The sequence below is a fragment of the Bacteroides intestinalis genome, assembly GCF_003464595.1.
Classification (GTDB): domain Bacteria; phylum Bacteroidota; class Bacteroidia; order Bacteroidales; family Bacteroidaceae; genus Bacteroides; species Bacteroides intestinalis_A.
Window position 1 is genome coordinate 1 of sequence record NZ_QRZF01000003.1, and the last position, 24,661, is coordinate 24,661.

Annotated in this window: 21 protein-coding genes, 3 tRNA genes and 3 rRNA genes; 19 read left to right on the forward strand and 8 right to left on the reverse strand. The window is 44.0% G+C overall.

The features are described 5' to 3' along the window. Window positions 1-58 precede the first annotated feature (58 nt). From DWW10_RS04880 to DWW10_RS04955, 16 genes are all read left to right on the forward strand, one after another. Window positions 59-1,581: ribosomal RNA gene (locus tag DWW10_RS04880) — 16S ribosomal RNA — on the forward strand. 197 nt (window positions 1,582-1,778) lie between these two features. Continuing rightward, window positions 1,779-1,852 (forward strand) — tRNA-Ile (locus DWW10_RS04885). An 84-nt stretch (window positions 1,853-1,936) separates the two neighbouring features. After that, window positions 1,937-2,010 (forward strand) — tRNA-Ala (locus DWW10_RS04890). 132 nt (window positions 2,011-2,142) lie between these two features. Further along, window positions 2,143-5,026, forward strand: a 23S ribosomal RNA gene (locus DWW10_RS04895). Window positions 5,027-5,093: 67 nt separating this feature from the next. After that, a 5S ribosomal RNA gene (gene rrf / locus DWW10_RS04900) occupies window positions 5,094-5,203 on the forward strand. Together the 16S, 23S and 5S rRNA genes with 2 tRNA genes alongside form the textbook arrangement of a ribosomal RNA operon. Before the next feature lie 501 nt (window positions 5,204-5,704). Beyond that, window positions 5,705-6,151 carry a hypothetical protein gene (locus DWW10_RS04905; RefSeq protein ID WP_022392318.1) on the forward strand — a complete coding sequence of 149 codons (447 nt, stop codon included), beginning with the start codon at window positions 5,705-5,707 and terminating at the stop codon, window positions 6,149-6,151. Between the two features lie 203 nt (window positions 6,152-6,354). Beyond that, the gene (locus tag DWW10_RS04910; protein ID WP_022392319.1) at window positions 6,355-7,167 is read left to right on the forward strand and encodes a MotA/TolQ/ExbB proton channel family protein; all 813 of its coding nucleotides are present in this window, start codon (window positions 6,355-6,357) and stop codon (window positions 7,165-7,167) included. A gap of 31 nt (window positions 7,168-7,198) precedes the next feature. Further along, window positions 7,199-7,804 carry an ExbD/TolR family protein gene (locus tag DWW10_RS04915; RefSeq protein WP_007667672.1) on the forward strand — a complete coding sequence of 202 codons (606 nt, stop codon included), beginning with the start codon at window positions 7,199-7,201 and terminating at the stop codon, window positions 7,802-7,804. A gap of 15 nt (window positions 7,805-7,819) precedes the next feature. Next, entirely contained in the window at window positions 7,820-8,473 is a 654-nt protein-coding gene (locus DWW10_RS04920; protein WP_022392320.1) for an ExbD/TolR family protein, read from the forward strand. Between the two features lie 26 nt (window positions 8,474-8,499). After that, window positions 8,500-9,315, forward strand: a complete 816-nt coding sequence (locus DWW10_RS04925) for an energy transducer TonB (protein ID WP_022392321.1) — start codon at window positions 8,500-8,502, stop codon at window positions 9,313-9,315. Window positions 9,316-9,325: 10 nt separating this feature from the next. Next, window positions 9,326-10,276: a PstS family phosphate ABC transporter substrate-binding protein gene (locus tag DWW10_RS04930; RefSeq protein WP_118222943.1), complete on the forward strand. Its 951-nt coding sequence runs from the start codon at window positions 9,326-9,328 to the stop codon at window positions 10,274-10,276. 5 nt (window positions 10,277-10,281) lie between these two features. Then, window positions 10,282-11,727 (forward strand): tetratricopeptide repeat protein, encoded by a 1,446-nt coding sequence (locus tag DWW10_RS04935; RefSeq protein ID WP_118421422.1) that lies wholly within the window; start codon window positions 10,282-10,284, stop codon window positions 11,725-11,727. A 229-nt stretch (window positions 11,728-11,956) separates the two neighbouring features. Continuing rightward, window positions 11,957-12,811, forward strand: a complete 855-nt coding sequence (locus DWW10_RS04940; RefSeq protein WP_118421423.1) for an ABC transporter ATP-binding protein — start codon at window positions 11,957-11,959, stop codon at window positions 12,809-12,811. Beyond that, window positions 12,808-13,638, forward strand: coding sequence for a hypothetical protein (locus tag DWW10_RS04945; protein WP_118421424.1), 831 nt, complete (start codon window positions 12,808-12,810; stop codon window positions 13,636-13,638). The genes DWW10_RS04940 and DWW10_RS04945 overlap by 4 nt, the downstream gene beginning before the upstream one ends. A gap of 2 nt (window positions 13,639-13,640) precedes the next feature. Further along, complete coding sequence (locus tag DWW10_RS04950; RefSeq protein WP_118222931.1) at window positions 13,641-14,009, forward strand: GntR family transcriptional regulator; 369 nt, start codon at window positions 13,641-13,643, stop codon at window positions 14,007-14,009. An 11-nt stretch (window positions 14,010-14,020) separates the two neighbouring features. Continuing rightward, window positions 14,021-14,845, forward strand: coding sequence for a PX domain-containing protein (locus tag DWW10_RS04955; RefSeq protein WP_118421425.1), 825 nt, complete (start codon window positions 14,021-14,023; stop codon window positions 14,843-14,845). A gap of 58 nt (window positions 14,846-14,903) precedes the next feature. Here the strand turns inward: DWW10_RS04955 and DWW10_RS04960 are convergent. Beyond that, window positions 14,904-14,976: transfer RNA gene (locus DWW10_RS04960), tRNA-Met, on the reverse strand. A gap of 236 nt (window positions 14,977-15,212) precedes the next feature. Here DWW10_RS04960 and DWW10_RS04965 point away from each other — a divergent pair. The 3 genes from DWW10_RS04965 to DWW10_RS04975 all read left to right on the forward strand — a co-directional run bounded on the left by DWW10_RS04965 (window position 15,213) and on the right by DWW10_RS04975 (window position 17,346). Continuing rightward, window positions 15,213-15,800 carry a TetR/AcrR family transcriptional regulator gene (locus DWW10_RS04965; RefSeq protein ID WP_118421426.1) on the forward strand — a complete coding sequence of 196 codons (588 nt, stop codon included), beginning with the start codon at window positions 15,213-15,215 and terminating at the stop codon, window positions 15,798-15,800. Window positions 15,801-15,823: 23 nt separating this feature from the next. After that, a complete protein-coding gene (gene fabG, locus DWW10_RS04970) occupies window positions 15,824-16,570 on the forward strand; it encodes a 3-oxoacyl-[acyl-carrier-protein] reductase (RefSeq protein ID WP_118421427.1) in 747 nt (248 codons plus the stop codon). Between the two features lie 104 nt (window positions 16,571-16,674). Further along, window positions 16,675-17,346: an RluA family pseudouridine synthase gene (locus DWW10_RS04975; RefSeq protein ID WP_118421428.1), complete on the forward strand. Its 672-nt coding sequence runs from the start codon at window positions 16,675-16,677 to the stop codon at window positions 17,344-17,346. Between the two features lie 83 nt (window positions 17,347-17,429). On the opposite strand, the gene DWW10_RS04980 is transcribed toward DWW10_RS04975, so the two are convergent. The 7 genes from DWW10_RS04980 to DWW10_RS05010 all read right to left on the reverse strand — a co-directional run bounded on the left by DWW10_RS04980 (window position 17,430) and on the right by DWW10_RS05010 (window position 24,644). Then, window positions 17,430-18,461: a DUF4857 domain-containing protein gene (locus tag DWW10_RS04980; protein ID WP_118421429.1), complete on the reverse strand. Its 1,032-nt coding sequence runs from the start codon at window positions 18,459-18,461 to the stop codon at window positions 17,430-17,432. Between the two features lie 36 nt (window positions 18,462-18,497). Further along, window positions 18,498-19,166 (reverse strand): hypothetical protein, encoded by a 669-nt coding sequence (locus tag DWW10_RS04985; protein WP_061437718.1) that lies wholly within the window; start codon window positions 19,164-19,166, stop codon window positions 18,498-18,500. 129 nt (window positions 19,167-19,295) lie between these two features. Further along, window positions 19,296-20,183: an ABC transporter ATP-binding protein gene (locus DWW10_RS04990; RefSeq protein ID WP_118421430.1), complete on the reverse strand. Its 888-nt coding sequence runs from the start codon at window positions 20,181-20,183 to the stop codon at window positions 19,296-19,298. Between the two features lie 294 nt (window positions 20,184-20,477). Beyond that, window positions 20,478-21,050 carry a PepSY-associated TM helix domain-containing protein gene (locus tag DWW10_RS04995; protein WP_022391871.1) on the reverse strand — a complete coding sequence of 191 codons (573 nt, stop codon included), beginning with the start codon at window positions 21,048-21,050 and terminating at the stop codon, window positions 20,478-20,480. Next, entirely contained in the window at window positions 21,037-21,621 is a 585-nt protein-coding gene (locus DWW10_RS05000) for a hypothetical protein (RefSeq protein ID WP_061437721.1), read from the reverse strand. Before DWW10_RS05000 ends, DWW10_RS04995 begins: the two co-directional genes overlap by 14 nt. A 36-nt stretch (window positions 21,622-21,657) precedes the next feature. Then, entirely contained in the window at window positions 21,658-23,274 is a 1,617-nt protein-coding gene (locus DWW10_RS05005) for a DUF6850 family outer membrane beta-barrel protein (protein WP_022391869.1), read from the reverse strand. A gap of 47 nt (window positions 23,275-23,321) precedes the next feature. Further along, complete coding sequence (locus DWW10_RS05010) at window positions 23,322-24,644, reverse strand: DUF4876 domain-containing protein (RefSeq protein ID WP_022391868.1); 1,323 nt, start codon at window positions 24,642-24,644, stop codon at window positions 23,322-23,324. Window positions 24,645-24,661 lie beyond the last annotated feature (17 nt).

A 24,661-nucleotide genomic window follows, 5' to 3' on the forward strand; every position in this document is an offset into this window, starting at 1 on the left:
ACTGTCGCTTTTTAATTATTAATTTTTAATTATTAATTTGCGCAGTCACAATACTTTTACAATGAAGAGTTTGATCCTGGCTCAGGATGAACGCTAGCTACAGGCTTAACACATGCAAGTCGAGGGGCAGCATGACCTAGCAATAGGTTGATGGCGACCGGCGCACGGGTGAGTAACACGTATCCAACCTGCCGATTATTCCGGGATAGCCTTTCGAAAGAAAGATTAATACTGGATAGCATAACGAAAAGGCATCTTTTTGTTATTAAAGAATTTCGATAATCGATGGGGATGCGTTCCATTAGCTTGTTGGCGGGGTAACGGCCCACCAAGGCATCGATGGATAGGGGTTCTGAGAGGAAGGTCCCCCACATTGGAACTGAGACACGGTCCAAACTCCTACGGGAGGCAGCAGTGAGGAATATTGGTCAATGGACGAGAGTCTGAACCAGCCAAGTAGCGTGAAGGATGACTGCCCTATGGGTTGTAAACTTCTTTTATATGGGAATAAAGTGAGCCACGTGTGGCTTTTTGTATGTACCATACGAATAAGGATCGGCTAACTCCGTGCCAGCAGCCGCGGTAATACGGAGGATCCAAGCGTTATCCGGATTTATTGGGTTTAAAGGGAGCGTAGGCGGAAGCTTAAGTCAGTTGTGAAAGTTTGCGGCTCAACCGTAAAATTGCAGTTGATACTGGGTTTCTTGAGTGCAGTAGAGGTAGGCGGAATTCGTGGTGTAGCGGTGAAATGCTTAGATATCACGAAGAACTCCGATTGCGAAGGCAGCTTACTGGACTGTAACTGACGCTGATGCTCGAAAGTGTGGGTATCAAACAGGATTAGATACCCTGGTAGTCCACACAGTAAACGATGAATACTCGCTGTTTGCGATATACAGCAAGCGGCCAAGCGAAAGCATTAAGTATTCCACCTGGGGAGTACGCCGGCAACGGTGAAACTCAAAGGAATTGACGGGGGCCCGCACAAGCGGAGGAACATGTGGTTTAATTCGATGATACGCGAGGAACCTTACCCGGGCTTAAATTGCATTTGAATATAGTTGAAAGATTATAGCCGTAAGGCAAATGTGAAGGTGCTGCATGGTTGTCGTCAGCTCGTGCCGTGAGGTGTCGGCTTAAGTGCCATAACGAGCGCAACCCTTATCTTTAGTTACTAACAGGTGATGCTGAGGACTCTAGAGAGACTGCCGTCGTAAGATGTGAGGAAGGTGGGGATGACGTCAAATCAGCACGGCCCTTACGTCCGGGGCTACACACGTGTTACAATGGGGGGTACAGAAGGCAGCTACACAGCGATGTGATGCTAATCCCAAAAGCCTCTCTCAGTTCGGATTGGAGTCTGCAACCCGACTCCATGAAGCTGGATTCGCTAGTAATCGCGCATCAGCCACGGCGCGGTGAATACGTTCCCGGGCCTTGTACACACCGCCCGTCAAGCCATGAAAGCCGGGGGTACCTGAAGTACGTAACCGCAAGGAGCGTCCTAGGGTAAAACTGGTAATTGGGGCTAAGTCGTAACAAGGTAGCCGTACCGGAAGGTGCGGCTGGAACACCTCCTTTCTGGAGCGACGCTCGATTCAAAATCGGAGATTTTGAAATTAATAATTAAAAATTAATAATTAAAAACTCTCTGCAATAACAAATTAAAGGTTGGTTCTTTTTGCATGCTACATCAGAACCTCTTGGACTACGCGTAATTGTTTATTAAAATATAAGAGAAAGTAGAAGCCGAGCCGCAAGGCTAGGGTTTGACTGACAGTCCTATAGCTCAGTTGGTTAGAGCGCTACACTGATAATGTAGAGGTCGGCAGTTCAACTCTGCCTGGGACTACTTCTTAAATTAGAAATTAAAAATTAAAAATTAAATTTACGACATCGCATTTTAATTTATAATTTATAATTTTTAATTAATGAAGGGGGATTAGCTCAGCTGGCTAGAGCACCTGCCTTGCACGCAGGGGGTCAACGGTTCGAATCCGTTATTCTCCACTCTGATGACAAATTTAATTTTTAATTTTTAATTATTAATTTGTTTATCAACCGTTCTTTGACATGATGTACAAAAAAAAGTAAAGTTATAACAAGCTGAAAGTATATATCGAGCCATACGGCTAGGTAAGACTAAAAGTAAGAAAGGGCGCATGGCGGATGCCTTGGCTCTCGGAGGCGATGAAGGACGTGATAAGCTGCGATAAGCTATGGGGAGGTGCAAATGACCTTTGATCCATGGATTTCCGAATGGGACAACCCAATATCTTGAAGAGATATTATCCATCTTTTGATGGAGGCAAACGCAGGGAACTGAAACATCTTAGTACCTGTAGGAATAGAAAATAAATAATGATTCCCCTAGTAGTGGCGAGCGAACGGGGAATAGCCCAAACCATATGTGTTACGGCATGTATGGGGTTGTAGGACCACGTCGTGGGACGAAAGTTAGTGAGTAGAATGATCTGGAAAGTTCAGTCATAGACGGTGATAACCCGGTATACGAAGCTAATTGAACCCTAGTGGTATCCTGAGTAGCGCGGGACACGAGGAATCTTGCGTGAATCTGCCGGGACCATCCGGTAAGGCTAAATACTCCCGAGAGACCGATAGCGAACCAGTACTGTGAAGGAAAGGTGAAAAGCACTTCGAATAGAAGAGTGAAATAGTCCCTGAAACCATGCGCCTACAAGCGGTCGGAGCAGCTTTTAGCTGTGACGGCGTGCCTTTTGCATAATGAACCTACGAGTTACTTTTTCCGGCAAGGTTAAGGATCTTGAGATCTGCAGCCGAAGCGAAAGCGAGTCTGAACAGGGCGGATAGTCGGAAGGAGTAGACGCGAAACCAAGTGATCTACCCTTGGCCAGGTTGAAGGACAGGTAACACTGTCTGGAGGACCGAACCGATAAGCGTTGAAAAGCTTCCGGATGAGCTGAGGGTGGGGGTGAAAGGCTAATCAAACTTGGAGATAGCTCGTACTCCCCGAAATGCATTTAGGTGCAGCCTTGATTTATACTAATATGAGGTAGAGCGACTGATAAGATGCGAGGGCTTCGCCGCCTATCAAGTCTTGACAAACTCCGAATGCGTATTAGTTCTATATCAGGAGTGAGGGCATGGGTGCTAAGGTCCATGTCCTAAAGGAGAACAATCCGGACCATCAGCTAAGGTCCCCAAATAACCACTAAGTTGATCTAACGAAGTCAGATTGCTAAGACAGCTAGGATGTTGGCTTGGAAGCAGCCATTCATTTAAAGAGTGCGTAACAGCTCACTAGTCGAGGAGTTTGGCGTGGATAATAATCGGGCATAAGTGGTTTACCGAAGCTATGGGATGTTTAAACATCGGTAGGGGAGCATTCTACTCTGCGTCGAAGGTGAAGCGTAAGCTTTGCTGGAGCGTGTAGAAAAGCAAATGTAGGTATAAGTAACGATAAAGGGGGTGAGAAACCCCCTCGCCGAAAGACTAAGGTTTCCTGATCAACGCTAATCGGATCAGGGTTAGTCGGGTCCTAAGGCTCAGCCGAACGGTGAGGCCGATGGCAGAACAGGTTAATATTCCTGTACTACCTTTAAGAGTGACGTGGAGACGGAGGCGTGACAGTGCCGCGAACTGACGGAATAGTTCGTTGAAGGGTGTAGATGTTGATCAAGGTAGGCAAATCCGCCTTGAGAGTCGAACCTGATAGTATGGAGCGTTCTTCGGAACAATCCAATAGTGCATGTAAACATACTCCCAAGAAAATCCGCTAAACATAATCTTTCAGGTACCCGTACCGTAAACGGACACACGTAGTCGGGTTGAATATACTAAGGCGCTTGAGTGATTCACGGTTAAGGAACTAGGCAAATTGACCCTGTAACTTCGGGATAAAGGGTCCCCACTGCGAGGTGGGGCGCAGAGAATCGGTCCAGGCAACTGTTTAACAAAAACACAGGGCTATGCCAAATTGAAAGATGAAGTATATAGCCTGACACCTGCCCGGTGCTGGAAGGTTAAGAGGAGATGTCATCGCAAGAGAAGCATTGAATTGAAGCCCCAGTAAACGGCGGCCGTAACTATAACGGTCCTAAGGTAGCGAAATTCCTTGTCGGGTAAGTTCCGACCTGCACGAATGGTGTAATGATCTGGACACTGTCTCAACCGTGAGCTCAGTGAAATTGTAGTATCGGTGAAGATGCCGATTACCCGCGATGGGACGAAAAGACCCCGTGAACCTTTACTATAGCTTAACATTGAATTTGGGTAATTGATGTGTAGGATAGGCCGGAGGCTTTGAAGCAGGTACGCCAGTATTTGTGGAGCCGCTGTTGAAATACGGCCCTTTGGTTATTTGAGTTCTAACTCGTTGTTTCGAGGACACTGTTTGGTGGGTAGTTTGACTGGGGTGGTCGCCTCCAAAAATGTAACGGAGGCTTCTAAAGGTGCCCTCACGCCGATTGGTAACCGGCGGCAGAGTGTAATGGCATAAGGGCGCTTGACTGGGAGACTTACAAGTCGATCAGGTAGGAAACTAGAGCATAGTGATCCGGTGTTTCTGTATGGAAAGGACATCGCTCAAAGGATAAAAGGTACTCCGGGGATAACAGGCTGATCCCTCCCAAGAGCTCATATCGACGGAGGGGTTTGGCACCTCGATGTCGGCTCGTCACATCCTGGGGCTGGAGAAGGTCCCAAGGGTTGGGCTGTTCGCCCATTAAAGTGGCACGCGAGCTGGGTTCAGAACGTCGTGAGACAGTTCGGTCTCTATCTATCGTGGGCGTATGAAATTTGCGTGGCTCTGACACTAGTACGAGAGGACCGTGTTGGACTGACCTCTGGTTTACCAGTTGTGCCGCCAGGTGCATTGCTGGGTATCTAAGTCGGGATTGGATAAGTGCTGAAAGCATCTAAGTACGAAGCCAGCCACAAGATTAGATTTCTTAGGGTCGTTGAAGACTACAACGTTGATAGGATGCAGGTGTACAGGTGGTAACATCATAGCCGAGCATTACTAATTGCCCGTTCACTTTTGGTCTTTGCCTTGTATGGCGGATATATACGTTCAGTTTTTATCTTTACTTTTTACATCGTGTCTAACTTATTTAGGTGACTATAGCATCAGGGTTCCACCTCTTCCCATTCCGAACAGAGAAGTTAAGCCTGATCACGCCGATGGTACTGCGTCAAGTGGGAGAGTAGGTAGTTGCCGTTTTTTAGAGGAAAGCCTCCATATCTAACGATATGGGGGCTTTTTGTATTTATACCCTCTACTGTTCCGTTCAATTCTCCTCCTCATGGAGGAAGAGTACTTGCAGGAAGATGTGGTAGGTAAACAATATTACCTATTAATAATAAGAATAGGGAACCTTTTTCTCACTTACTCCCCTGGCTTTTATTTGCTGATAGAAAGGGTATTTAAATACTGAAACTGCATTTAAATTGCATACTTATAATAGAATGTGCATTGTTGTATTATCTATGTAATAGCACCTGATGATAGTTCGAAATCAATGATTAAAACTACTTAAAATCAAGAAATTATATCTTATCTTCGCTTTCGTATTTGGTGTTTTATTCGTACCTTTACTTCGTCTTAAAAGGTACTATAAATCCTTTATTTACTGAACATTATTTTTTTTATTAAAAGAAAATTCGATTTTAATAAAACAAAAAACAGTCATTAGCTGTTGTTACTAATAGAATTGAAAGCGACATGAGAACAACTGTAAAGACATTTTTGGTATTTGTGCTACTTATGGTGACCTATAGTCTCAGTAGCAGAGCCGTCAACTTTACGGGGATGGTTGATAAAGCAGCATCTACATGTGAGGTGAGTGCTTCTTCATCATCATTAAAGAACGCTTCTTCAGATAATGTCGCTAATAATACACGAAGCTTATTTACTAATTCCAAGTTTATGTGGACTACGGATGCAGAACTTGGAAACAAACCTATCTCTGAAAGATATTCTTTTAATCCCTATCGTTTTCGCAGAGCTGTTGAAACTGCATCTTTTATGAAGGGGATTCTGCTAATTTCATCTCACCACAACTTGTTGGTACACGATCAGTCTAAATTATACTATTCAGATAAAGATCCGCATTACACTTCTTTTAGTAGTGAATACTACATCTATACTTTGCGACGGATTGTGATTTAAACTTCCTTTTATTAGTTTTTCCTTTTTCCCTTTACTCCTTTCCCTAAATATGGCTGAAAGTAGGTGACCTTTTAGAACCCTATGTCTTAGGGTTAGGTTATACGGGTGTTAGCGGCGTGTTCATGCTGTGAAGGGGAGAACTATATCCATGCGCATAATTTTAAAAAATCAATTTTAATACAAACCCATTTAAATTTTTCATCATGGAAACTATTCAAAAGAAATCTGCCTCTTTTAAAGGCATCAAATCCGCCGGTTGGGTAATCGTAATTTGCTTTATCATTGCCGTGCTTATTTTTCACTTTGTGTTGGGAAGTCCCTCTAACTTTATGAACAATGACCCGAACAATCATCCGCTGCCAGGGAATTTCCTCGGTACTATCTATAAAGGTGGATTCATCGTTCCGGTTATTCAGACTCTCTTGTTGACTGTTATTGCACTGAGTATTGAACGTTACATTGCAATTGGTGCTGCTTTCGGTAAAGGTTCATTGGCTAAATTCGTAGCTAACATTAAAGCTGCTCTGGCTGCTGGCGATATGAAGAAGGCTCAGGAACTTTGCGACAATCAACGTGGTTCTGTTGCTAATGTAGTAAATGCTACTCTGAAGAAGTATGCTGAAATGGAAAATGATACGACTCTTGCCAAAGACCAGAAGTTGCTTGCTATCCAGAAAGAGCTGGAAGAAGCTACTGCGCTGGAATTGCCAATGATGGAGCAGAATTTACCTATTATCGGTACTATCACTACTCTGGGTACATTGATGGGATTGCTTGGTACGGTTATCGGTATGATCCGTTCGTTTGCCGCTTTGGCTGCCGGAGGTTCTGCTGACTCAATGGCATTGTCACAAGGTATTTCCGAGGCTTTGATTAATACTGCTTTCGGTATCTTGACTGGTGCACTGGCTGTTATCTCCTATAACTATTATACCAATAAGATTGATAAGTTAACTTACAGCCTTGACGAGGTTGGTTTCTCTATCGTGCAGACATTTGCAGCTACGCATAAATAAATCGGTCGAACCCTTTTAAAATACTACAATTATGGGTAGAGCGAAAATAAAAAAGAAAAGTACGTTCATCGACATGACGGCGATGAGTGACGTAACTGTATTGCTGCTGACATTCTTCATGCTGACGTCTACGTTCGTGAAGAAAGAGCCGGTACAAGTTACCACTCCGGCCTCCGTATCCGAGATTAAGATCCCGGAAACGAATATCCTGCAGATATTGGTCGATCCGGACGGAAAAGTGTTTATGAGTCTGGACAAACAGTCTGACTTGCGCGAGGTGCTGGAAGCAATGGGGCAAGAATATGGGGTGACTTTCACTCCGGAGGAAACTAAGAAATTCTCACTGGCATCTACTTTCGGAGTGCCGATGAAGAGTATGAAGAAGTACCTTGATTTGCCACAGGATCAGCAAGACGCTGTGTTAAAGAATGAGGGGATACCTACCGACAGTATCGATAATCAGTTTAAAGCTTGGGTACGTAATGCCCGTGCTACGAACAAAGATTTACGTATCGCCATCAAGGCGGATGCCAATACTCCTTATTCCGTAATCAAGAATGTGATGAACTCACTTCAGGACCTCAGAGAGAACCGGTATAACCTGATTACTTCTCTGAAGACTACTTCTGAAGACTAACAGAAAGGAAATATTATGGCTGAAATACAAGAAAGCGGCAATAAGAAAAAAGGCGGAAAAAATAAGCAAAAGAAAATGACCGTCAGGGTGGACTTTACACCGATGGTGGACATGAATATGTTGCTGATTACCTTCTTTATGCTTTGTACTTCACTGAGTAAACCTCAGACTATGGAGATAAGCATGCCGAGTAATGATAAGAACGTCACAGAAGAACAGCAGTCGAAAGTGAAGGCTTCACAAGCTATCACATTACTGTTGGGAGGTGACAATAAATTGTATTATTACGATGGAGAGCCCAACTATAAGGACTACAGTTCGCTGAAGGAAACAACCTATCAAGCAGACGGTTTGAGAGCAATGCTTTTGCAACGTAATAGAGCTGCTGTAAATGAAGTGAATGAACTGAAACAGCAGAAACTGGATCTTAAGATATCAGAGGAAGAATTTGCGAAGAAACTGGGTGAAATTAAGAGCGGAAAGGATACCCCGACCGTAATTATCAAAGCCACCGATGATGCTTCGTATATGAATCTGATTGATGCACTCGATGAAATGCAGATATGTAATATAGGTAAGTATGTGATTACGGATATCGCCGAAGCCGATGAGTTCCTGATAAAGAACTATGATAGCAAGGGAGAATTGTCGCAGAACATTGCCGAATAATGTGTAACACCTAAAAAAGTAAGAATATGGCTAAAGTAGATTTAAGTTCTTCGGAGTGGTGTGACCTGATATTCAATGGCAAGAATAAGGCTTATGGTGCTTATCAGTTAAGAGAGAAATCTCCGAAGCGTCATAACATTGCTGTGATACTGGTGATTGTCATCGCATTGGTAGGATTCAGTATCCCTACCTTGATTAAGATGGCTACGCCGAAACAGAAAGAAGTGATGACTGAGGTGACTACCTTATCTCAATTGGAAGAACCGGAAATTAAGCAGGAAGAAATGAAAAGAGTGGAGCCGGTTGCTCCCCCGCCTCCTGCACTGAAGAGTTCTATCAAATTTACCGCTCCTGTCATCAAGAAAGATGAAGAAGTGAGAGATGAGGATGAAATTAAGAGTCAGCAAGAATTGACAGAAACAAAGGTAGCTATCTCTATTGCTGACGTGAAAGGTAACGACGAGGCAAACGGTAAGGATATTGCCGACTTGAAGCAAGTGGTAACACAGGCTGAACCAGAACCTGAAAAGGTTTTCGATATGGTAGAGCAAATGCCTCAGTTCCCCGGTGGTCAGACAGAGATGATGCAGTTCATCAGCAAGAACATGAAGTATCCGACTATCGCTCAGGAAAACGGAACACAAGGCCGTGTAACTTGCCAGTTTGTGGTAGGTGCCGACGGACGTGTACGTGATGTGAATGTACTGAGAGGTGTAGACCCTTATCTGGACAAAGAAGCTGTCCGCGTGATCATGTCTATGCCGAAGTGGATTCCCGGTAAGCAGAATGGTAAAGCTGTGTCGGTGAAATATACGATACCTGTTGTGTTCAAGCTACAATAATGTGTGTGTTATGAAAACGGTGAAACAACTTCAACTTTTAGGTTTGGCGGTGATACTGGTTTTGGTGTCTGCCTGCCAAAGTAAGCCTAAGGACGGACTGACGGATACGTACACTTCCGGCGTGATAGCAATTGCTGCGGACGAAAGTTTCCAGCCTATCGTGCAGGAAGAAGTGGATGTATTTGAAGGTGTATTTCCTTTGGCAGGAATTGTGCCCCGTTATGTGACGGAAGTAGAAGCCGTCAATCTATTGCTCAAGGACAGTCTGCGGTTGGCAATCACCAGCCGCAGGCTGACACCGGAGGAGATGAACTCTTTCAACAGCCGGAAGTTCTTCCCGCAGGAGATAAAGATTGCTACGGATGGGTTAGCGTTGATTACCAATAAAGATAATCCTGATACGCTGATTACCGTGAATGATATTCGCGACATCCTGACGGGAAAGACCACACAATGGAGAGAAATTTATCCGGCATCCCAGCTGAAGGATATTCGTCTGGTATTTGATAATAAGAATTCCAGTACCGTTCGTTTTGCTGTAGATTCCATTTGTAAGGGTGCTCCATTGTCAGATCAGATAAAGGCGTTGAAGACCAATAGAGAGGTCATCGACTTTGTGTCAAAGACTCCTGATGCTATCGGTATTATCGGCGTGAATTGGCTGAGCGACCGCAATGACAGTACTGGACTCTCCTTCAGCAAAGAAGTACGGGTGATGTCCGTCAGCGCTGCCGACAAGGCAACGCCGGAAAACAGTTTCAAACCCTATCAGGCATATTTGTTTTACGGTGATTATCCGTTGACACGCAGCATCTATGCCCTGTTGAACGATCCTCGGAGTGCACTTCCGTGGGGATTTGCTTCTTTCCTCGCATCCGACCGGGGACAGCGGATTATTTTAAAGTCGGGGTTAGTACCCGCTACCCAACCGGTACGGGTGGTGAATATAAAAGATAAATAACTAAAATGAATGCTATTATGAAAACGATGTTAGTTCTTAGTATGGGAGCGTTGCTGTTGGCCGGCACACTTTCCGCACAAACGCCTGTACCTGAATGGCAGGCTGGGGTAGATAAAATGAAAAGCCTGATTCAGACAAATCCTGCACAAGCTTCTGAAGAAGTAGGGGAATTGCTGAAAGGGAAAAACAAAAAGAATGTGGATCTTGTAACTTCCGTAGCCCATGTTTATCTGGATGCCGGAAAGCTTACCGAAGCTCAGGAATACCTGGCAATGGCGAAGAAAGCCAATAATAAAGATCCCAAGGTATCTGTGTTGGAGGGTGATATTGCTCTTGCACAAAAAAATATAGGGCAAGCTTGCCAGCTTTATGAGCAAGCCATCTATTTTGATCCGAATTGTAAGGAGGCTTATCTGAAGTATGCACAGGCTTATAAGTCTGCCAGTCCTGCACTGGCTATTGAGAAGTTGGAACAACTCAAAGCTGTAGATCCGAATTGCCTGGAAGCCGATAGGGAACTGGCGGAGGTATACTATTCCAGCAATCGTTTCGGCAAGGCTGCTGAAATGTATGCTAAGTTCATCGATACGCCTCTTGCTACGGAAGATGATATGCTGAAATATGCTTTTGCACTGTTCCTGAATCATGATTTTGAGAAGTCATTACAGGTTGCTCAGAAAGGCTTGCAGAAGAATGCCCGTCACGCTGCTTTCAACCGTCTTGTCATGTATAACAATACGGATCTGAAACGCTATGAAGATGCGGAGAAGGCTGCTCATGCTTTCTTTAATGCTTCGGACCATGCAGATTACTCTTACTTGGATTACCGTTATTATGGTGCTCTGCTGAGTGCATTGAAGAAATACGATGAAGCTATTATAGAATATGGTAAGGCATTAGAGAAAGATGGTACGCAAGTAGACTTGTGGCGTGAAATCTCCGATGCCCATGAAATGAATAATAATTATGCAGAGGCTATTGCTGCGTACCATAAATACTACGATGCATTAGCCAAAGACAAGAAGACTCCTGAAACATTATTCCAGTTAGGACGTCTTTATTACGGACAGGGCACGTCTTCGGACTCGCTCGCCGTGCAGCCTGCCGACCGTAAACTGGCATTGCAGTCTGCTGACTCTGTGTTCACCCTTGTTTCCGAACAAGCTCCCGACAGTTATCTGGGAGAAATGTGGCGTGCCCGGACCAATTCTGCCATGGACCCCGAAACTACTGACGGGCTGGCGAAACCTTATTACGAAAAGGTAATGGACATGCTGCTGAGTAAAAATGAACCGAAGTATAACTCTGCGTTGATAGAGTGCTACAGTTATCTGGGCTACTACTATCTGTTAAAGAGCGACTATCCTACTTCGAAAGAGTTCTGGAATAAAATTTTGGCTATAGACCCCACCAATGCTACTGCCAAAAAGGCGTTGGAAGGCATCAAATAGCAACAATTTTAGTTGTTTGTCGTGTCGGGAGGAGTGGAGAGTGATTCTTAGCTCCTCCTTTTTTTATGTTTTTTTCTGTAAATGTTTGGATTATTAAAAAGATTGTCTACCTTTGCGGTGTACTAATAAACTAATACACTAATATTGAAATTAACAAGGTATCAGATACCAGTTGACAAGGCCTTCTCCTTGTATCTTGTTTCCTTGCCACCTATAAAAACATATAAGTATGCTACAGGTAGAAAACATTTCGTTCAGTTATCGTCGGGGCAAAAAAGAAGTCCTGCACGATTTTTCGCTCTCGTTAGAGAGAGGTAGGGTATACGGGTTACTGGGAAAGAACGGTGCCGGCAAATCTACACTGCTTTATCTGATGAGCGGTTTGCTTACTCCTAAGAGTGGGAAAATAATGTATCATGATACCGATGTACGCCGTCGGTTGCCTATCACACTACAGGATATGTTCCTGGTTCCCGAAGAATTTGAATTACCTTCTATATCTTTAGTCAGTTACGTGGAGCTGAATAGTCAGTTCTATCCCCGTTTCAGTAAGGAAGACATGGTGAAATACCTGCATTACTTCGAAATGGAGCAGGATATTGATTTGGGAGCCTTGTCTATGGGGCAGAAGAAGAAAGTCTTTATGAGCTTTGCATTAGCTACCCACACCTCACTGCTGATTATGGATGAACCGACCAATGGTCTTGATATTCCGGGTAAGAGCCAGTTCCGTAAGTTTATTGCTTCGGGCATGTCGGACGACAGAACTATTATTATCTCTACCCACCAGGTGCGGGATATTGATAAGATACTGGATCATGTGGTGATTATGGATAACAGTCATGTTTTGCTCGACGCATCCACTGCTAATATCTGTAGTAAGTTTCTTTTCGTTGAAAGCGATGACCGCGAATTGGCAGAAGCAGCAATTTACACACTTCCTTCCATACAGGGTAATTTCCTGATGTTGCCGAATACGGATGATGAAGAGTCGGAGATCAATCTTGAATTGCTATTCGGTGCTGCGCTTACCGACCCTGAGAAGATAAAAGGAATGTTTCACCCTAAACAGAATGAACAATGATACGCGATACCTTTTTTAGTGCACCCCGTTTTGTGAACTTATGTCGCAAAGAAATGGTGGAGAGTTGGAAGGCAAATTTGCTACGCTTCGTAATGATGTACGGTATAATGGCGATTGCTTTCGTATGGAACGGATATTTCCAGTACAATCATCTACAGGCAAATGGGAGAGTGAGCCAAGATCCTATCTGGAATTTCGAGTTAGGAGCTTTCGTCTGGGCACTTGTTATCATGGGGCTTTTGAGTGCTTCGTTTATAATGGAGCGTATGAAGACTAAAACGAATCGGATAGCTATGTTGATGATTCCTGCCACAATGTTCGAAAAGTTTTTCTCACGTTGGCTGGTATTCACTTTCGGTTTCCTTATCGTATTTCTAATAGCTTTCAAACTGGCGGACTGGACACGTGTAACAGTTTATATGATTAGTTATCCCGAGTTGAAAGGCATAATTGCTTCTACTCCACTTTCCCATCTGGTGGGAAGAGAACAATTCTGGACGGTTTTCGATGATTGCAATTATTTCATGTTGGGAGTAAGTGCTTATTTCTTTGCACAGTCCCTGTTTGTTTTGGGTAGCTCCATTTGGCCAAAGAATTCATTTGTGAAGACTTTTTCAGCTATTGTTGTGATTGCTATAGTTTATATAGCGATAGGCTCAGTATTAGCGAAAATGCTATTTGAAGGCCGTAGCGGTGGAGTAAATCAGACCGTATCGGATGAAACGATGACACTCTCATCTACGGTAATCTTTTTCGTAATAGCCGTCTTCAACTGGGTAGTTGCCTATTTCCGTTTTAAAGAATCTGAAATCATTAGCCGCTGGTAAGTATGAATTTTAAAGAAAGTAAAGCCATCTATCTTCAAATAGCAGATCGCATTTGTGACGAGGTGCTTCTTGGGCAATACCAGGAAGATGAACGCATACCATCCGTCAGAGAATATGCAGCTGTGGTAGAGGTGAACGCCAATACGGTGATGCGTTCGTATGATTATCTGCAATCGCAGGAGGTTATCTATAACAAACGTGGTATCGGTTATTTCGTCGCTTCCGGTGCTCGCGCGTTAATCCTTTCATTGCGCAAAGAGTATTTTCTTAAAGAAGAAGTAGATTATTTCTTCAAGCAGATGTATACCCTCGGTATTTCAGCAGAAGACATGTCAGCTATGTACCGGGAATTTAGTAAGAAACAAAAATAAAGAAGAAGATTATGAAACGAACTACTTATATAATATTTGGAATGTTGCTTGCCGGATTGGTTGTGGTGTGCGGTAGCATATTCTATGCCTCTATGCAAGTTACGGATTGGAATAATATATTCCTGGATGTTAAAGGAGAAAAGAAGACAGTTCAACTGCCAGAGTGCAAAGTTATACAGATGGTGGCGATTAGAAATATCATCACTACGAGTGAGGGTGAAGAAAAAGGAATAAGAATGCCGACATTTGGAGAGCTCCCTTTGAAGATTACTCCTGCCGAAGCTGGACAGGGAACTTTCACTTATGCTTCCGGTATGGATGAATTCATGACGATGAATTCAGTAGGAGATACATTACGTATCGTATTTGATTTTCCTAATGATAAGCTTGAACAGAAATACCAGGACCTGTATTGGCTTAATTTGCGCTCTGAGGAGATGAATATAGCTTTACCAGATCATGTTCAGTGCTTGCAGACCAGTCTTGAAGCCCAGAAAATGACTGTTGAAGGTTTGACCCGCGATTCATTATCTCTGGTGGTGCAAGATTATGCTACCATAAATGATTGCAACTTTAAAGCTTTGACCATTCAAAATGGTGCATGGCTATTTAATACAGGCAAAGCAGACAACCTGCATCTGCACCTGAACGGGATACGCAGTTGGAATGTGAATGCAAGTTCGTTCCACGTTGATACGGAATATCTATATGCTCATGGCAATCAAAAATGTACTTTGGAGAAAGGCGAATGTCGACAGGTAGTTTGGATGCCTCAGTCGGAAGGTGCCTCATTGAATATAAAACTGAAAGAAGCAGCGACAGTAGTTGTGAAATAACGATAGGTATTGTCAGGATACGAAAAAAGACCGTTGAAAAACGGTCTTTTTTATTTAGTTGCGGAGATCCGACTCGAACGAATGACCTTTGGGTTATGAGCCCAACGAGCTACCAACTGCTCCACTCCGCGATGTTTAACGGGTGCAAAGGTACGGCTTTTTGTGGAATAAACAAATAAAATCCATCTTATTTTTGCTAAAAGATGTAATGTATAGCCTAACTGATTGATAAGTAGCCCTCTAGTAAATAGACTTTTTTTATCCTCTTCCTGTGACCGAATGTTAATAAAATCTGCGTTTTCTTGTGTGGTATACAGAAAAGTTTTACTTTTGCTCAAATTATTAAGCAATGTGCAATTATTAATATATGGCCGTATCGAAGACAAAAGCTAAATTAGTGGATGTAGCCCGTCAGCTATTTGCAAAGATGGGTGTTGAGAATACCACGATGAACGATATCGCCCTTGCTTCAAAGAAAGGTAGAAGAACGCTCTATACCTATTTTAAAAGTAAGGAAGAGATCTATATGGCTGTTGTCGAATCGGAGCTGGACATCCTTTCGGATATAATGAAGCGGGTGGTAGAGAAAGACATCTCGCCCGATCAGAAGATAATCGAAATGATTTATACCCGCCTGGATGCCGTGAAAGAGGTGGTGTACCGGAATGGAACACTCCGTGCTACCTTTTTCCGTGATATATGGCGGGTAGAGAAGGTGCGAAAACGTTTTGATGCCAAAGAAATACAGCTTTTCAAGGATGTTCTCCGTGAGGGCGTGGAGAAAGGGGTGTTTCAGGTTGACGATATCGACATGACTGCCGAATTGGTGCATTACAGTGTGAAAGGTATTGAAGTGCCTTACATACGTGGGCATATAGGTGCTAAACTGACCGATGAAACACGTGGACAATACGTTGAGAACATCGTGTTCGGGGCACTGCATAGAAAAGAATAACTTTAATCAATAATTAAAAAAGTATGGGATTATTAGATGGAAAAACAGCCATTGTAACTGGTGCTGCACGCGGTATCGGTAAGGCTATCGCATTAAAGTTCGCTTCTGAAGGAGCAAATATCGCATTCACTGACCTGGTGATTGATGAAAATGCAGAGAATACGGCAAAGGAAATTGAAGCAATGGGCGTGAAAGCTAAAGGTTATGCTTCAAACGCTGCTAATTTTGAAGATACTGCCAAGGTGGTAGAAGCTATTCATGCAGACTTTGGCCGCATCGATATTTTGGTAAACAATGCAGGTATCACCCGTGACGGTCTGATGATGCGTATGAGCGAGCAACAATGGGATATGGTTATCAACGTTAACCTGAAATCTGCTTTCAATTTCGTTCATGCTTGTACTCCGATTATGATGCGCCAGAAAGCTGGTAGCATTATCAATATGGCTTCTGTAGTAGGTGTTCACGGTAATGCCGGACAAGCCAACTATGCAGCTTCCAAAGCAGGTATGATTGCCCTGGCTAAATCTATCGCACAGGAATTAGGTTCTCGCGGTATCCGTGCCAACGCTATCGCTCCGGGCTTTATCCTGACCGATATGACTGCTGCATTGTCTGACGAGGTAAGAGCCGAGTGGGCAAAGAAGATTCCTTTGCGTCGCGGCGGTACTCCCGAAGACGTGGCAAACATTGCTACCTTCCTGGCTTCTGATATGTCTGCTTATGTATCAGGACAGGTGATCCAGGTAGATGGTGGTATGAATATGTAGTTTAAATTAAGAATGAAGAATGATGAATGAAGAATTTTGCTGCGCTATGCAAGTATGCCGCAAAGTAATTCATCATTCTTCATTCATCATTCTTAATAAAAAAAATGACTGTCGTATACGAGGACAATCATATCATTATAGTCAACAAGACCGCTTCCGAGATCGTTCAGGGAGACAAGACGGGGGATACGCCGCTTTCGGAAACCGTAAAGCAGTATCTGAAGGAGAAATACCAGAAACCCGGTAATGTCTTCATCGGTGTTACCCACCGGCTGGACCGCCCCGTGAGCGGTCTTGTTGTATTTGCCAAGACCAGCAAGGCGTTGTCCCGCCTCAATGAAATGTTTAAAACCAGTGAGGTGAAGAAGACTTACTGGGCTATCGTAAAGAATGCCCCGAAGGAGCCGGAAGGAGAATTGGTGAACTATCTGGTGCGCAATGAGAAGCAGAACAAGAGTTATGCTTATGATAAGGAAGTGCCGAAGAGTAAAAAGGCTATCCTGCACTATCGGTTGATAGGTAAGTCGGATAATTACTTTTTGCTGGAAGTAGATCTGAAGACAGGGCGGCATCATCAGATACGATGCCAGTTGGCAAAGATGGGATGTCCTATCAAGGGAGATTTGAAGTATGGCTTTGCCCGTTCCAATCCGGATGGAAGTATTTGCCTGCATGCACGTCGTGTCAGTTTTGTGCATCCGGTATCTAAAGAAATGATTGAAGTGGAGGCATCTGTGCCGCCGACGAATCTTTGGCAAGGCTTTCAGATGATATAAGAAAGAGCTTACTGTGAAATAGAAATGCGTCAAAAGACTATCCTGTCTTTTGACGCATTTCTATTTATGGCTTTACCCTCTTATCAGAAGCGTGGCTTCACATATTTATCCTGAGAGGAAGTAAAACGTAATCCCGGTATGCTGTTACTCTTTCTTGGGAAGCTGATGGACTTGATAAGCGAATAATCATCCGCATCCAGTGCATAATATTCGTCCGCATCGGCTGTTTTCACGCAAACCGTCCAGTCGAACATATTTCCGAAGATAGACAGGGCATCCTCTTCAGGGTTGAAGGAAGGAACTCCGGTCTTGATCACATCATAAGTCTTATTGTTCAGTACATAGAAGTTGTTATCCATATCCGTCAGGAAACCCAGCGTCTTGCGGTCCTTGAACTCCGTGATGAAAAGATGCTTTGCATTTAAGCCTTCCGGCAGGGAAATGGCACGTACATACGGGCGTCCTTTCGTCTGTTTCAGATGGAAAAGTTTTCCCTCATTATCCAGAATCAGATAACCTTCATCGTACTCCTTGCGAGTGGTGGGATTACCGGCCAACCGGCGGGCAGGGAATTTAAACCCTTTCTTCACCATAGCCTCTGTGAACAGTTGGCTTTTGTCTGTATCTACCGTATTGGTTTTCATACCGATAAATTCAAGACCTTTCGAGGTGACGCGGAATACATCATCGGGCATACTCAGGTCCACACGTCCCGACATACTTTCCAACAAAGGATAAAGCTCTATCTTGGAGGCATTGATATCCGAAGCTGCCGAGCGGAAGCTGAAATTCGTAAGCTGCACCTCGCGCGGAGTGACGGCAACACCATTGATGCTGTCCGGGAACCGCTCATCCGCCATAAGCTGGCGCATGTAGAAGAACGGGAGAATACTGTCCGTCTGCTCCTGTGTATATACATTGCCGGACTGGTCGCGTCGTACCACGCCTTTACCATCTTCATTGCCCATGGAGAGGAAGTCGCCGAGGACACTACTGTACATGGAGAAAGGAATCTTCGATGGCTTTGCCGCAAAGAAAGAATAACACCAAGGCAACTGCCAGATAATGAGCAATGCAATGGTGATGTATAAGAATATTTGACTAAAACGTTTCATTGTCTTTTTCGTTCTTAATAGTGAATGTATAACCTGTTAATCTTGTTCTCCTGCTTTGAACCGTGCAATGGAAAGCCATGAGAGACTTGCCGTGAGCAGGGTGTAGATTGCCAGCCAGGGCAGGAAAGCGTTGTAGGCTTCCGGTGCCGGAGCCAGGAAGAAGATACGCAACAGCAATACAGAGATTACCAGATTGAGGACGCGGCGTTTCCAGGTCGGTTCCAGGCATATCCATGAAATCAGAAGATAAGCGGCAATACCTGCCAGATACCAGGGGAGGGCTGTCAGCAGAATCCGTGAATAAAGTTCCGGAGCCAGGACGCCTTGCATGTAAACCGTCATCAGCACGTAGTTGGCGGCAAAGCAGATCAGTAACACTACCAGTCCGTAGAGCAGCATCAGGTTAATCATCCGCAGTTGCGGGTAGGGCAGATGCAATGTCAGTTTCAGGCATTTATGGTGCATTTCGGGTACGAATTGTACCAGGGCAAGCAGTATTCCGACTAATAGAGGAATAAATTCCAGTAAATCTACGAATACGGTATCCCGTGACAGCATAACTTCCCAAACGTGTTCCACGCCTTTCATGCTGGCAACACGATTGATGCGCAACATCGAGTATCCGGCAAAACCGAGCGTTACAAGCAGTGCAAGCAACAGATACCAGCGGGTTTTAATCCATTCTTTATAAAATATAGCGTTCATGTTAGTTAATTATGAATTATGAGTTATTAATTATGAATTATGGGTTATGAGTTATGAATCGTGAAGTAGAAACAGACTTCCTGCTCTGCATAGTAATTCATAATTCATAATTTATAATTCATCATTTAATCAGTATTTTCCCGTCAGTCCGATAAAAGCATCTTCCAGGTTTACAGTCTCGCATTTCAAATCGCTGTAAGGCATTTGCAGGGCTCTGAAACGTGTTTCTACTTCTTGTTGAGGCAGGAACGAGAAGGTTTCCAGCGTATTTCTGATAAGAGACGGATGGTAGAAGTCTTTATCTTCCGGCATCTTGTAACCCTCGGGCAACGTGCAGGTATAGCGGCGTATCGTGTCCAACAGTTCCTTTACGGGCTGCTGGATGAGGATACGTCCGTAATCCATGATGATGCAGTCGTCTACCAGGCGTTCCATATCCTGAATGATGTGCGAGGTCAGGAAAACAGTTTTGTTTTCCGAGCGGGCATAGTCACGCAGATAGTCCACGAAGAGGCGGCGGTAGCCGGGGTCCAGACCGAGAGAGAAATCGTCCAGTACCAGCAATTCCGGATTTTGCGCCAGGATAAGTCCCAGTGCCACTTGCGAACGTTGTCCGCACGACATACGCGAGATACGCTGTCCGGGAGCTACTTTCAGTTTGTCCATCAGGTCGTAGTACGCTTCTTTGCGCCACTGTCCCGGATAGAAAGCAGAATAAAACTTCTCAATCTCCCGGATGGTCATGAACTGATATTGCACGTGTCCTTCGATGAGCAGACCGATATTACGGCGTGTTGAGGGGTGCATCGTCTGAATGTCCTGTCCGAAGATGGAGCATTGGCCGGAGCGGGGTTTCAGGTAACCGCTCAATATATTGATCGTTGTGGTTTTTCCTGTACCATTCTTCCCCAGCAGTCCCAGGATGCGCCCTTTAGGCACGCTGAAGCTGAGGTTTTCGTAAATTAACCGTTTGCCATAATAGTGCGTCAGGTTATTGCATTCAATGATATTCTCCATTGATATCTTTTGTTTTTAGTATTGAACCTATTTTAATTACTCGTTAGCTGCATGGATTGATCTCGGAGCTCCTGTAGGTAATTCTGTTTACCCCAAATGGTAACTCCATTTACACGCCGGGGTAAAGACCGTTACATACCGAGGTAAAGAGCGTTACAATACGGGGTAAAGGTCGTTACATCCTGCGGTAAATGCTTTTACCTCTTGTGGTAAATGCTCGGTAAATGCAATGCTTTGATAATTAGATTGCTAACCAATGTTTATACCTCAGGCTATATGCGAAGCTTGAGTCGTTTATAGAAATAGAAAAAGTAGCGGAATCAGTATACCTGCCGCAAGTTCTATACCTCCTCGTCCCCACAAGCCTTTTGGTCCTTTCAGCATCGCCATTCCCGTGACGGTAATAATGATGAGTCCTACGGCAAACACATCTGCGAAGTGAGTCCACCATCTTCCGGGATTGTAATGCAGCTTGGTCAGGGCGCTTATCAACGGACGACGTGTCAGCTTCTCGTAAACGGCTTGCTTGGTTTGCAGATTGACCATCAGGTTGGAACCGCCTTTCAGGAATACCTTCATCTGGTTTTCCTTCGGGAAGTAATGTTTGGTATAGTTCTTTTCTTCACCGAGTGGTGCCAGCAGCTTCAGGACATCATCCTTTTTCATTCCGGCTTGCGACGGCATCACTTCGGTAATGGTATATTCCTGTCGTTCTACCGAGTAATTGGGATTGATCGTATTCCGGTGGTTCATCACAATTCCGGAGATGGCATATATCAATACCATCCCCGAGAAGAAGAATGAGAGGTCCCGGTGGATTGTCCGGCTCCATTTCCGAAATGCGGTTCCCGCCTTACTGAATTTCATAGTTGGCGGCTTCCATATAATAGAACGACAGATAGGGCTTTCCTGATTCGGCCTGACGCTTGGCTATTTTGGCGCGGAAGTCGGCGATACGTGCTTCGGGTGTATTGGCTGTTTCGCCGCGTGCTTTCTTCTCTGTGCTGCATCCGGCTTCGCCTTCACCGTGCTTTTCGGCAGCGGCAGCTTTCAAGCGTGATTCCCATTGTTGCAGATAAGCTTCGTCCACACGTTGTTCTTTCAGGGTTCCGGTGACGCGAACGATGCTGTTGACACACTTCGTATCGAAAGAACCCAGTTTGGCTGCTTCTACACGGATGGTCTGTGTGTCGTCGCTACCCATCAGGAAGATTTTGGTGGCGCCGTGCTTGCAGGCATGTGTACATACACCTTCGATGGTAACTTCCTGGTCGGTCAGTGACTCGGCATTAGCCAGAAGATCGTCTATTTCCATTGCACCGGTGGTCTGTTCGGTGGTTGCGGTTTCTTCGGTATTCTTCTGCTTGTTGCTGCAAGAAGTTCCGATAAAGAATAACGCCATGATGGCGGCTGCGATTGATAATGTTTTAGTTCTCATTGTTGTTTTTTGTTTTATTGTTAATCATTATTGTTGTTAAAAAGTAACTCCCAAAGTCCACGTCAGTTCATGGCGTTGACTCCCTTTCAAATATTCCACGTCGAATGCTTTAGTCATGGCGTAGCGGATAGAAGTATATCCTTTCATACCTTTTGCACCTATTGCATGCGCGTATTTGAAGCCGATTTCCCCTTTTAGTCGTTTGCTGGTAAGGTATTCGAATTCTTGGTACAGAAACGTATCCATACTTTTGGGGGCGGACTGGCTCTCTGACGGGGTGGCATAGGTTCCGTCTTTTAGGGCGTTTCCATTACCCGAAGCGTATGTTCCGCCTAAATATAGACTATACATATCTTTTGAGCGACATATGTTGCGTTCACCTGACAAATGAAATGTTGTGGAGGTGATATCTTGTTTCCGGTAATACGGATACATAGAAGCTGTAAGTTCTCTGTTGAAATAAGAAAAGCTGCCTTTTGCCACCCATGCAGGACATCCGTCTGTTACCAAAAAGTTACCCGTATATTCAGCATTCAGATTCAAAGTGGTCTTGTCTGTGGTATCCAGCGTTCCGTAATAATCTACATTATTGATACCTCCACCTTCATTGTTATACCGATAAATATTCTCGAAATTGTTCAATGTTTCTTGTTGGAAATCAATGTGCAGGCAATGCAGATTTTTCCGTTCTTGTAAAGTTAATGTTCCGTTATACGACAGTATATCAGACTCATGTTCGCTATAAACTACCGTGGCAGGAGATTTCTTACCATAATATCCACTACGTGATTTATAGGCAAATTCATTAAAGAATTGAAGTTTTGGAAGAATGTGCCATTTCAATTGTAAAGCTCCTCCATGATATTCATTGAACAATGGTTTTTCTTCACCTTCTTTTGTATATCCGTTTTCTCCGAATTGTTCCATAACCCCGAAGAAACCACCGTAACTGATCAGTGAATTATATATCTGGTCAGTAGTGCCATACATGTCCAGTAACAGTCCCTCCGTACTTCGGCGATAATAATAGTTTGCCCCCAACTCAATTTGTTTGTTGAGTAGATAACTTACTCCGACAGTCACATTCATATCAAGTAGTTTGTTGACATGACGCAAGTCCTTTTGCTTGGCATAATTGGCAGCAGTGTAATCTACCTTTCCTCCGATCGTTATCTTTTTTGAGAGGTCGACACTGACGGCTCCTACCAGATGATAGTTTTCCAGCTTTTTATCTCCCCGATTTTCATCGGTGTATTCTACGATGTCGAAAGGAGTATTCTTCGGATTGATAAAATATGAACCACTCATGTTTTTGCCCGTAAAGTTACGGTAGTCTACTTTCCCATAGAATACAACTTTGGAATTGAGACGATAGAATGACTCCACCTGGGCACCGAATTCCAAGCTATTGTCCGACTGGAAATAATCAACAAATCCTCCGTTCTGTTTATCTACGTACACCTCTGCTGTAGTGATACGAGGGATAGACAGTGTATGTAGTCCGGCGGCATTCTCGCTATTAAGCCAGGCTTCCGATTGCTTGATATACGGAAGATTCTTCCAGCCAATAGAGTCGGAATATTGCACTGCAAAGGCGGAGCAGATAGCTCCGCTAAGCAGTGTGAATAGGAGTATTCTTTTATTTATAAGCATCAATACTGGGCTGTTTTCGTAGTTTAATTGTTCAAGAGAGGCAGCTATTAATCTCTCAAAGAAGCTTGTTTACGCTGGTGGAAATCATTTGTCGAATTATTCGTATCCTGGTAAATGATACGTGCTCCATTCTTCAGAGATGCCTCAGCGTCTATACCACTTGGATCAGTGCTTCCATCTGTTCCATAATTATAGCTGTAAACCAGTTTACCACTATTTCCTTCCACTGCTTCGGTAGCTTGTTTGTCTACGTTACGGTATGAAGTGTAGCCCTGTGCATTGGTCAGGACTGTATATCCAGCATCAATAGCAGGCGTCAGGCGCTTTTGACTCTTGGCCAGTTGTGCCTGGCTGAAAACTTCCACTGCATCCAGTATCCAGTCTGTAGGAACTTTTGCGCAACGGTAAACAGCATTACCTTCTTTATCGGCTGTATAATGATAATCTGTGTTGCTGGCGAAGGCCTCAGGAGTGACATCGTGAGTCGAGAAGATGAAGAATGCAGGAGACTGGTTACTCAATACCCATGCTGTTCCTTGCCCATATTTATAAGCTGTAAAATAGTTGGCGGTAGGAATACTTTCCGAAGGAGTGGGGTAATAGTTTGTCAGACTAAAGTCTTCAATATCATATGTACAATAATCTGCAGTGCTTAAATTCACAGAGTTAGAGTAAGTCAATGTGTGGTTGATGGCTCCGTTCAGAGCTATAACTACTTGTTTTCCGGCTTCGATGGTTAAGTTTCTGGGTAAATACCAGATTCCACATCCAGCAGGAATATAGTTGTCGTTGGCATAGGATAGTACTCCGTCTTTATAATCGTTGATTGTAGAGTTTGCGTTGTATGGGTTGACCATTCCTAAGCAGAAGTTCTCCAACGTGGCAGCCTGCTCTGAATTGTTATATAGTATAACATACTTGTCATATTGATAATTTCCGGAACCGTCATCTTTCTGACATCCGCCTACATACAACTCTTTGATAATAACTTGTCCTGATTTGGATTCTGTTAAGGCCACTTCTACGACACTGTCACCAGTCCACGTTTCTGTTACCGTGATGCCGCTTTTAACTCCGTTCAGTATAAAGGAGTAACCGTTTGAAGCGCGTTTTTCGGAGGCAGAAGCTTCATAGATGCCTGCCGGTACAGTGAAAGCAGCTTTACCATTGGCATCGGTGTTAGCATCATAAGTAGTACCTGTACTTCCGGTCAACTTTACCGGAACTCCTTCTGCTGCACTTAATTCACTTCCTGACGGATAAGCCAGTTGTACAGTCACCTGGTAGGTTTTGTAGGCATCATTCTCATCATCGCTGCACGCTGCGCAAAAGAGTAATACACTAAGAATTAGAAAAGCATACTTTTTCATTTTCATTTCTATTTTAA

Bases quoted from the DNA above. Each gene is read 5' to 3' on its own strand.
- DWW10_RS04955 (WP_118421425.1), top strand. From the start codon at position 14,021: ATGAAACGAACTACTTATATAATATTTGGAATGTTGCTTGCCGGATTG.
- DWW10_RS04905 (WP_022392318.1), top strand. From the start codon at position 5,705: ATGAGAACAACTGTAAAGACATTTTTGGTATTTGTGCTACTTATGGTG.
- DWW10_RS04935 (WP_118421422.1), top strand. From the start codon at position 10,282: ATGAATGCTATTATGAAAACGATGTTAGTTCTTAGTATGGGAGCGTTG.
- fabG (WP_118421427.1), top strand. From the start codon at position 15,824: ATGGGATTATTAGATGGAAAAACAGCCATTGTAACTGGTGCTGCACGC.
- DWW10_RS04915 (WP_007667672.1), top strand. From the start codon at position 7,199: ATGGGTAGAGCGAAAATAAAAAAGAAAAGTACGTTCATCGACATGACG.
- DWW10_RS05000 (WP_061437721.1), bottom strand. From the start codon at position 21,621: ATGAGAACTAAAACATTATCAATCGCAGCCGCCATCATGGCGTTATTC.
- DWW10_RS04995 (WP_022391871.1), bottom strand. From the start codon at position 21,050: ATGAAATTCAGTAAGGCGGGAACCGCATTTCGGAAATGGAGCCGGACA.
- DWW10_RS04925 (WP_022392321.1), top strand. From the start codon at position 8,500: ATGGCTAAAGTAGATTTAAGTTCTTCGGAGTGGTGTGACCTGATATTC.
- DWW10_RS04965 (WP_118421426.1), top strand. From the start codon at position 15,213: ATGGCCGTATCGAAGACAAAAGCTAAATTAGTGGATGTAGCCCGTCAG.
- DWW10_RS04910 (WP_022392319.1), top strand. From the start codon at position 6,355: ATGGAAACTATTCAAAAGAAATCTGCCTCTTTTAAAGGCATCAAATCC.
- DWW10_RS05010 (WP_022391868.1), bottom strand. From the start codon at position 24,644: ATGAAAAAGTATGCTTTTCTAATTCTTAGTGTATTACTCTTTTGCGCA.
- DWW10_RS04980 (WP_118421429.1), bottom strand. From the start codon at position 18,461: ATGAAACGTTTTAGTCAAATATTCTTATACATCACCATTGCATTGCTC.
- DWW10_RS04975 (WP_118421428.1), top strand. From the start codon at position 16,675: ATGACTGTCGTATACGAGGACAATCATATCATTATAGTCAACAAGACC.
- DWW10_RS05005 (WP_022391869.1), bottom strand. From the start codon at position 23,274: ATGCTTATAAATAAAAGAATACTCCTATTCACACTGCTTAGCGGAGCT.
- DWW10_RS04950 (WP_118222931.1), top strand. From the start codon at position 13,641: ATGAATTTTAAAGAAAGTAAAGCCATCTATCTTCAAATAGCAGATCGC.
- DWW10_RS04920 (WP_022392320.1), top strand. From the start codon at position 7,820: ATGGCTGAAATACAAGAAAGCGGCAATAAGAAAAAAGGCGGAAAAAAT.
- DWW10_RS04940 (WP_118421423.1), top strand. From the start codon at position 11,957: ATGCTACAGGTAGAAAACATTTCGTTCAGTTATCGTCGGGGCAAAAAA.
- DWW10_RS04985 (WP_061437718.1), bottom strand. From the start codon at position 19,166: ATGAACGCTATATTTTATAAAGAATGGATTAAAACCCGCTGGTATCTG.
- DWW10_RS04945 (WP_118421424.1), top strand. From the start codon at position 12,808: ATGATACGCGATACCTTTTTTAGTGCACCCCGTTTTGTGAACTTATGT.
- DWW10_RS04990 (WP_118421430.1), bottom strand. From the start codon at position 20,183: ATGGAGAATATCATTGAATGCAATAACCTGACGCACTATTATGGCAAA.
- DWW10_RS04930 (WP_118222943.1), top strand. From the start codon at position 9,326: ATGAAAACGGTGAAACAACTTCAACTTTTAGGTTTGGCGGTGATACTG.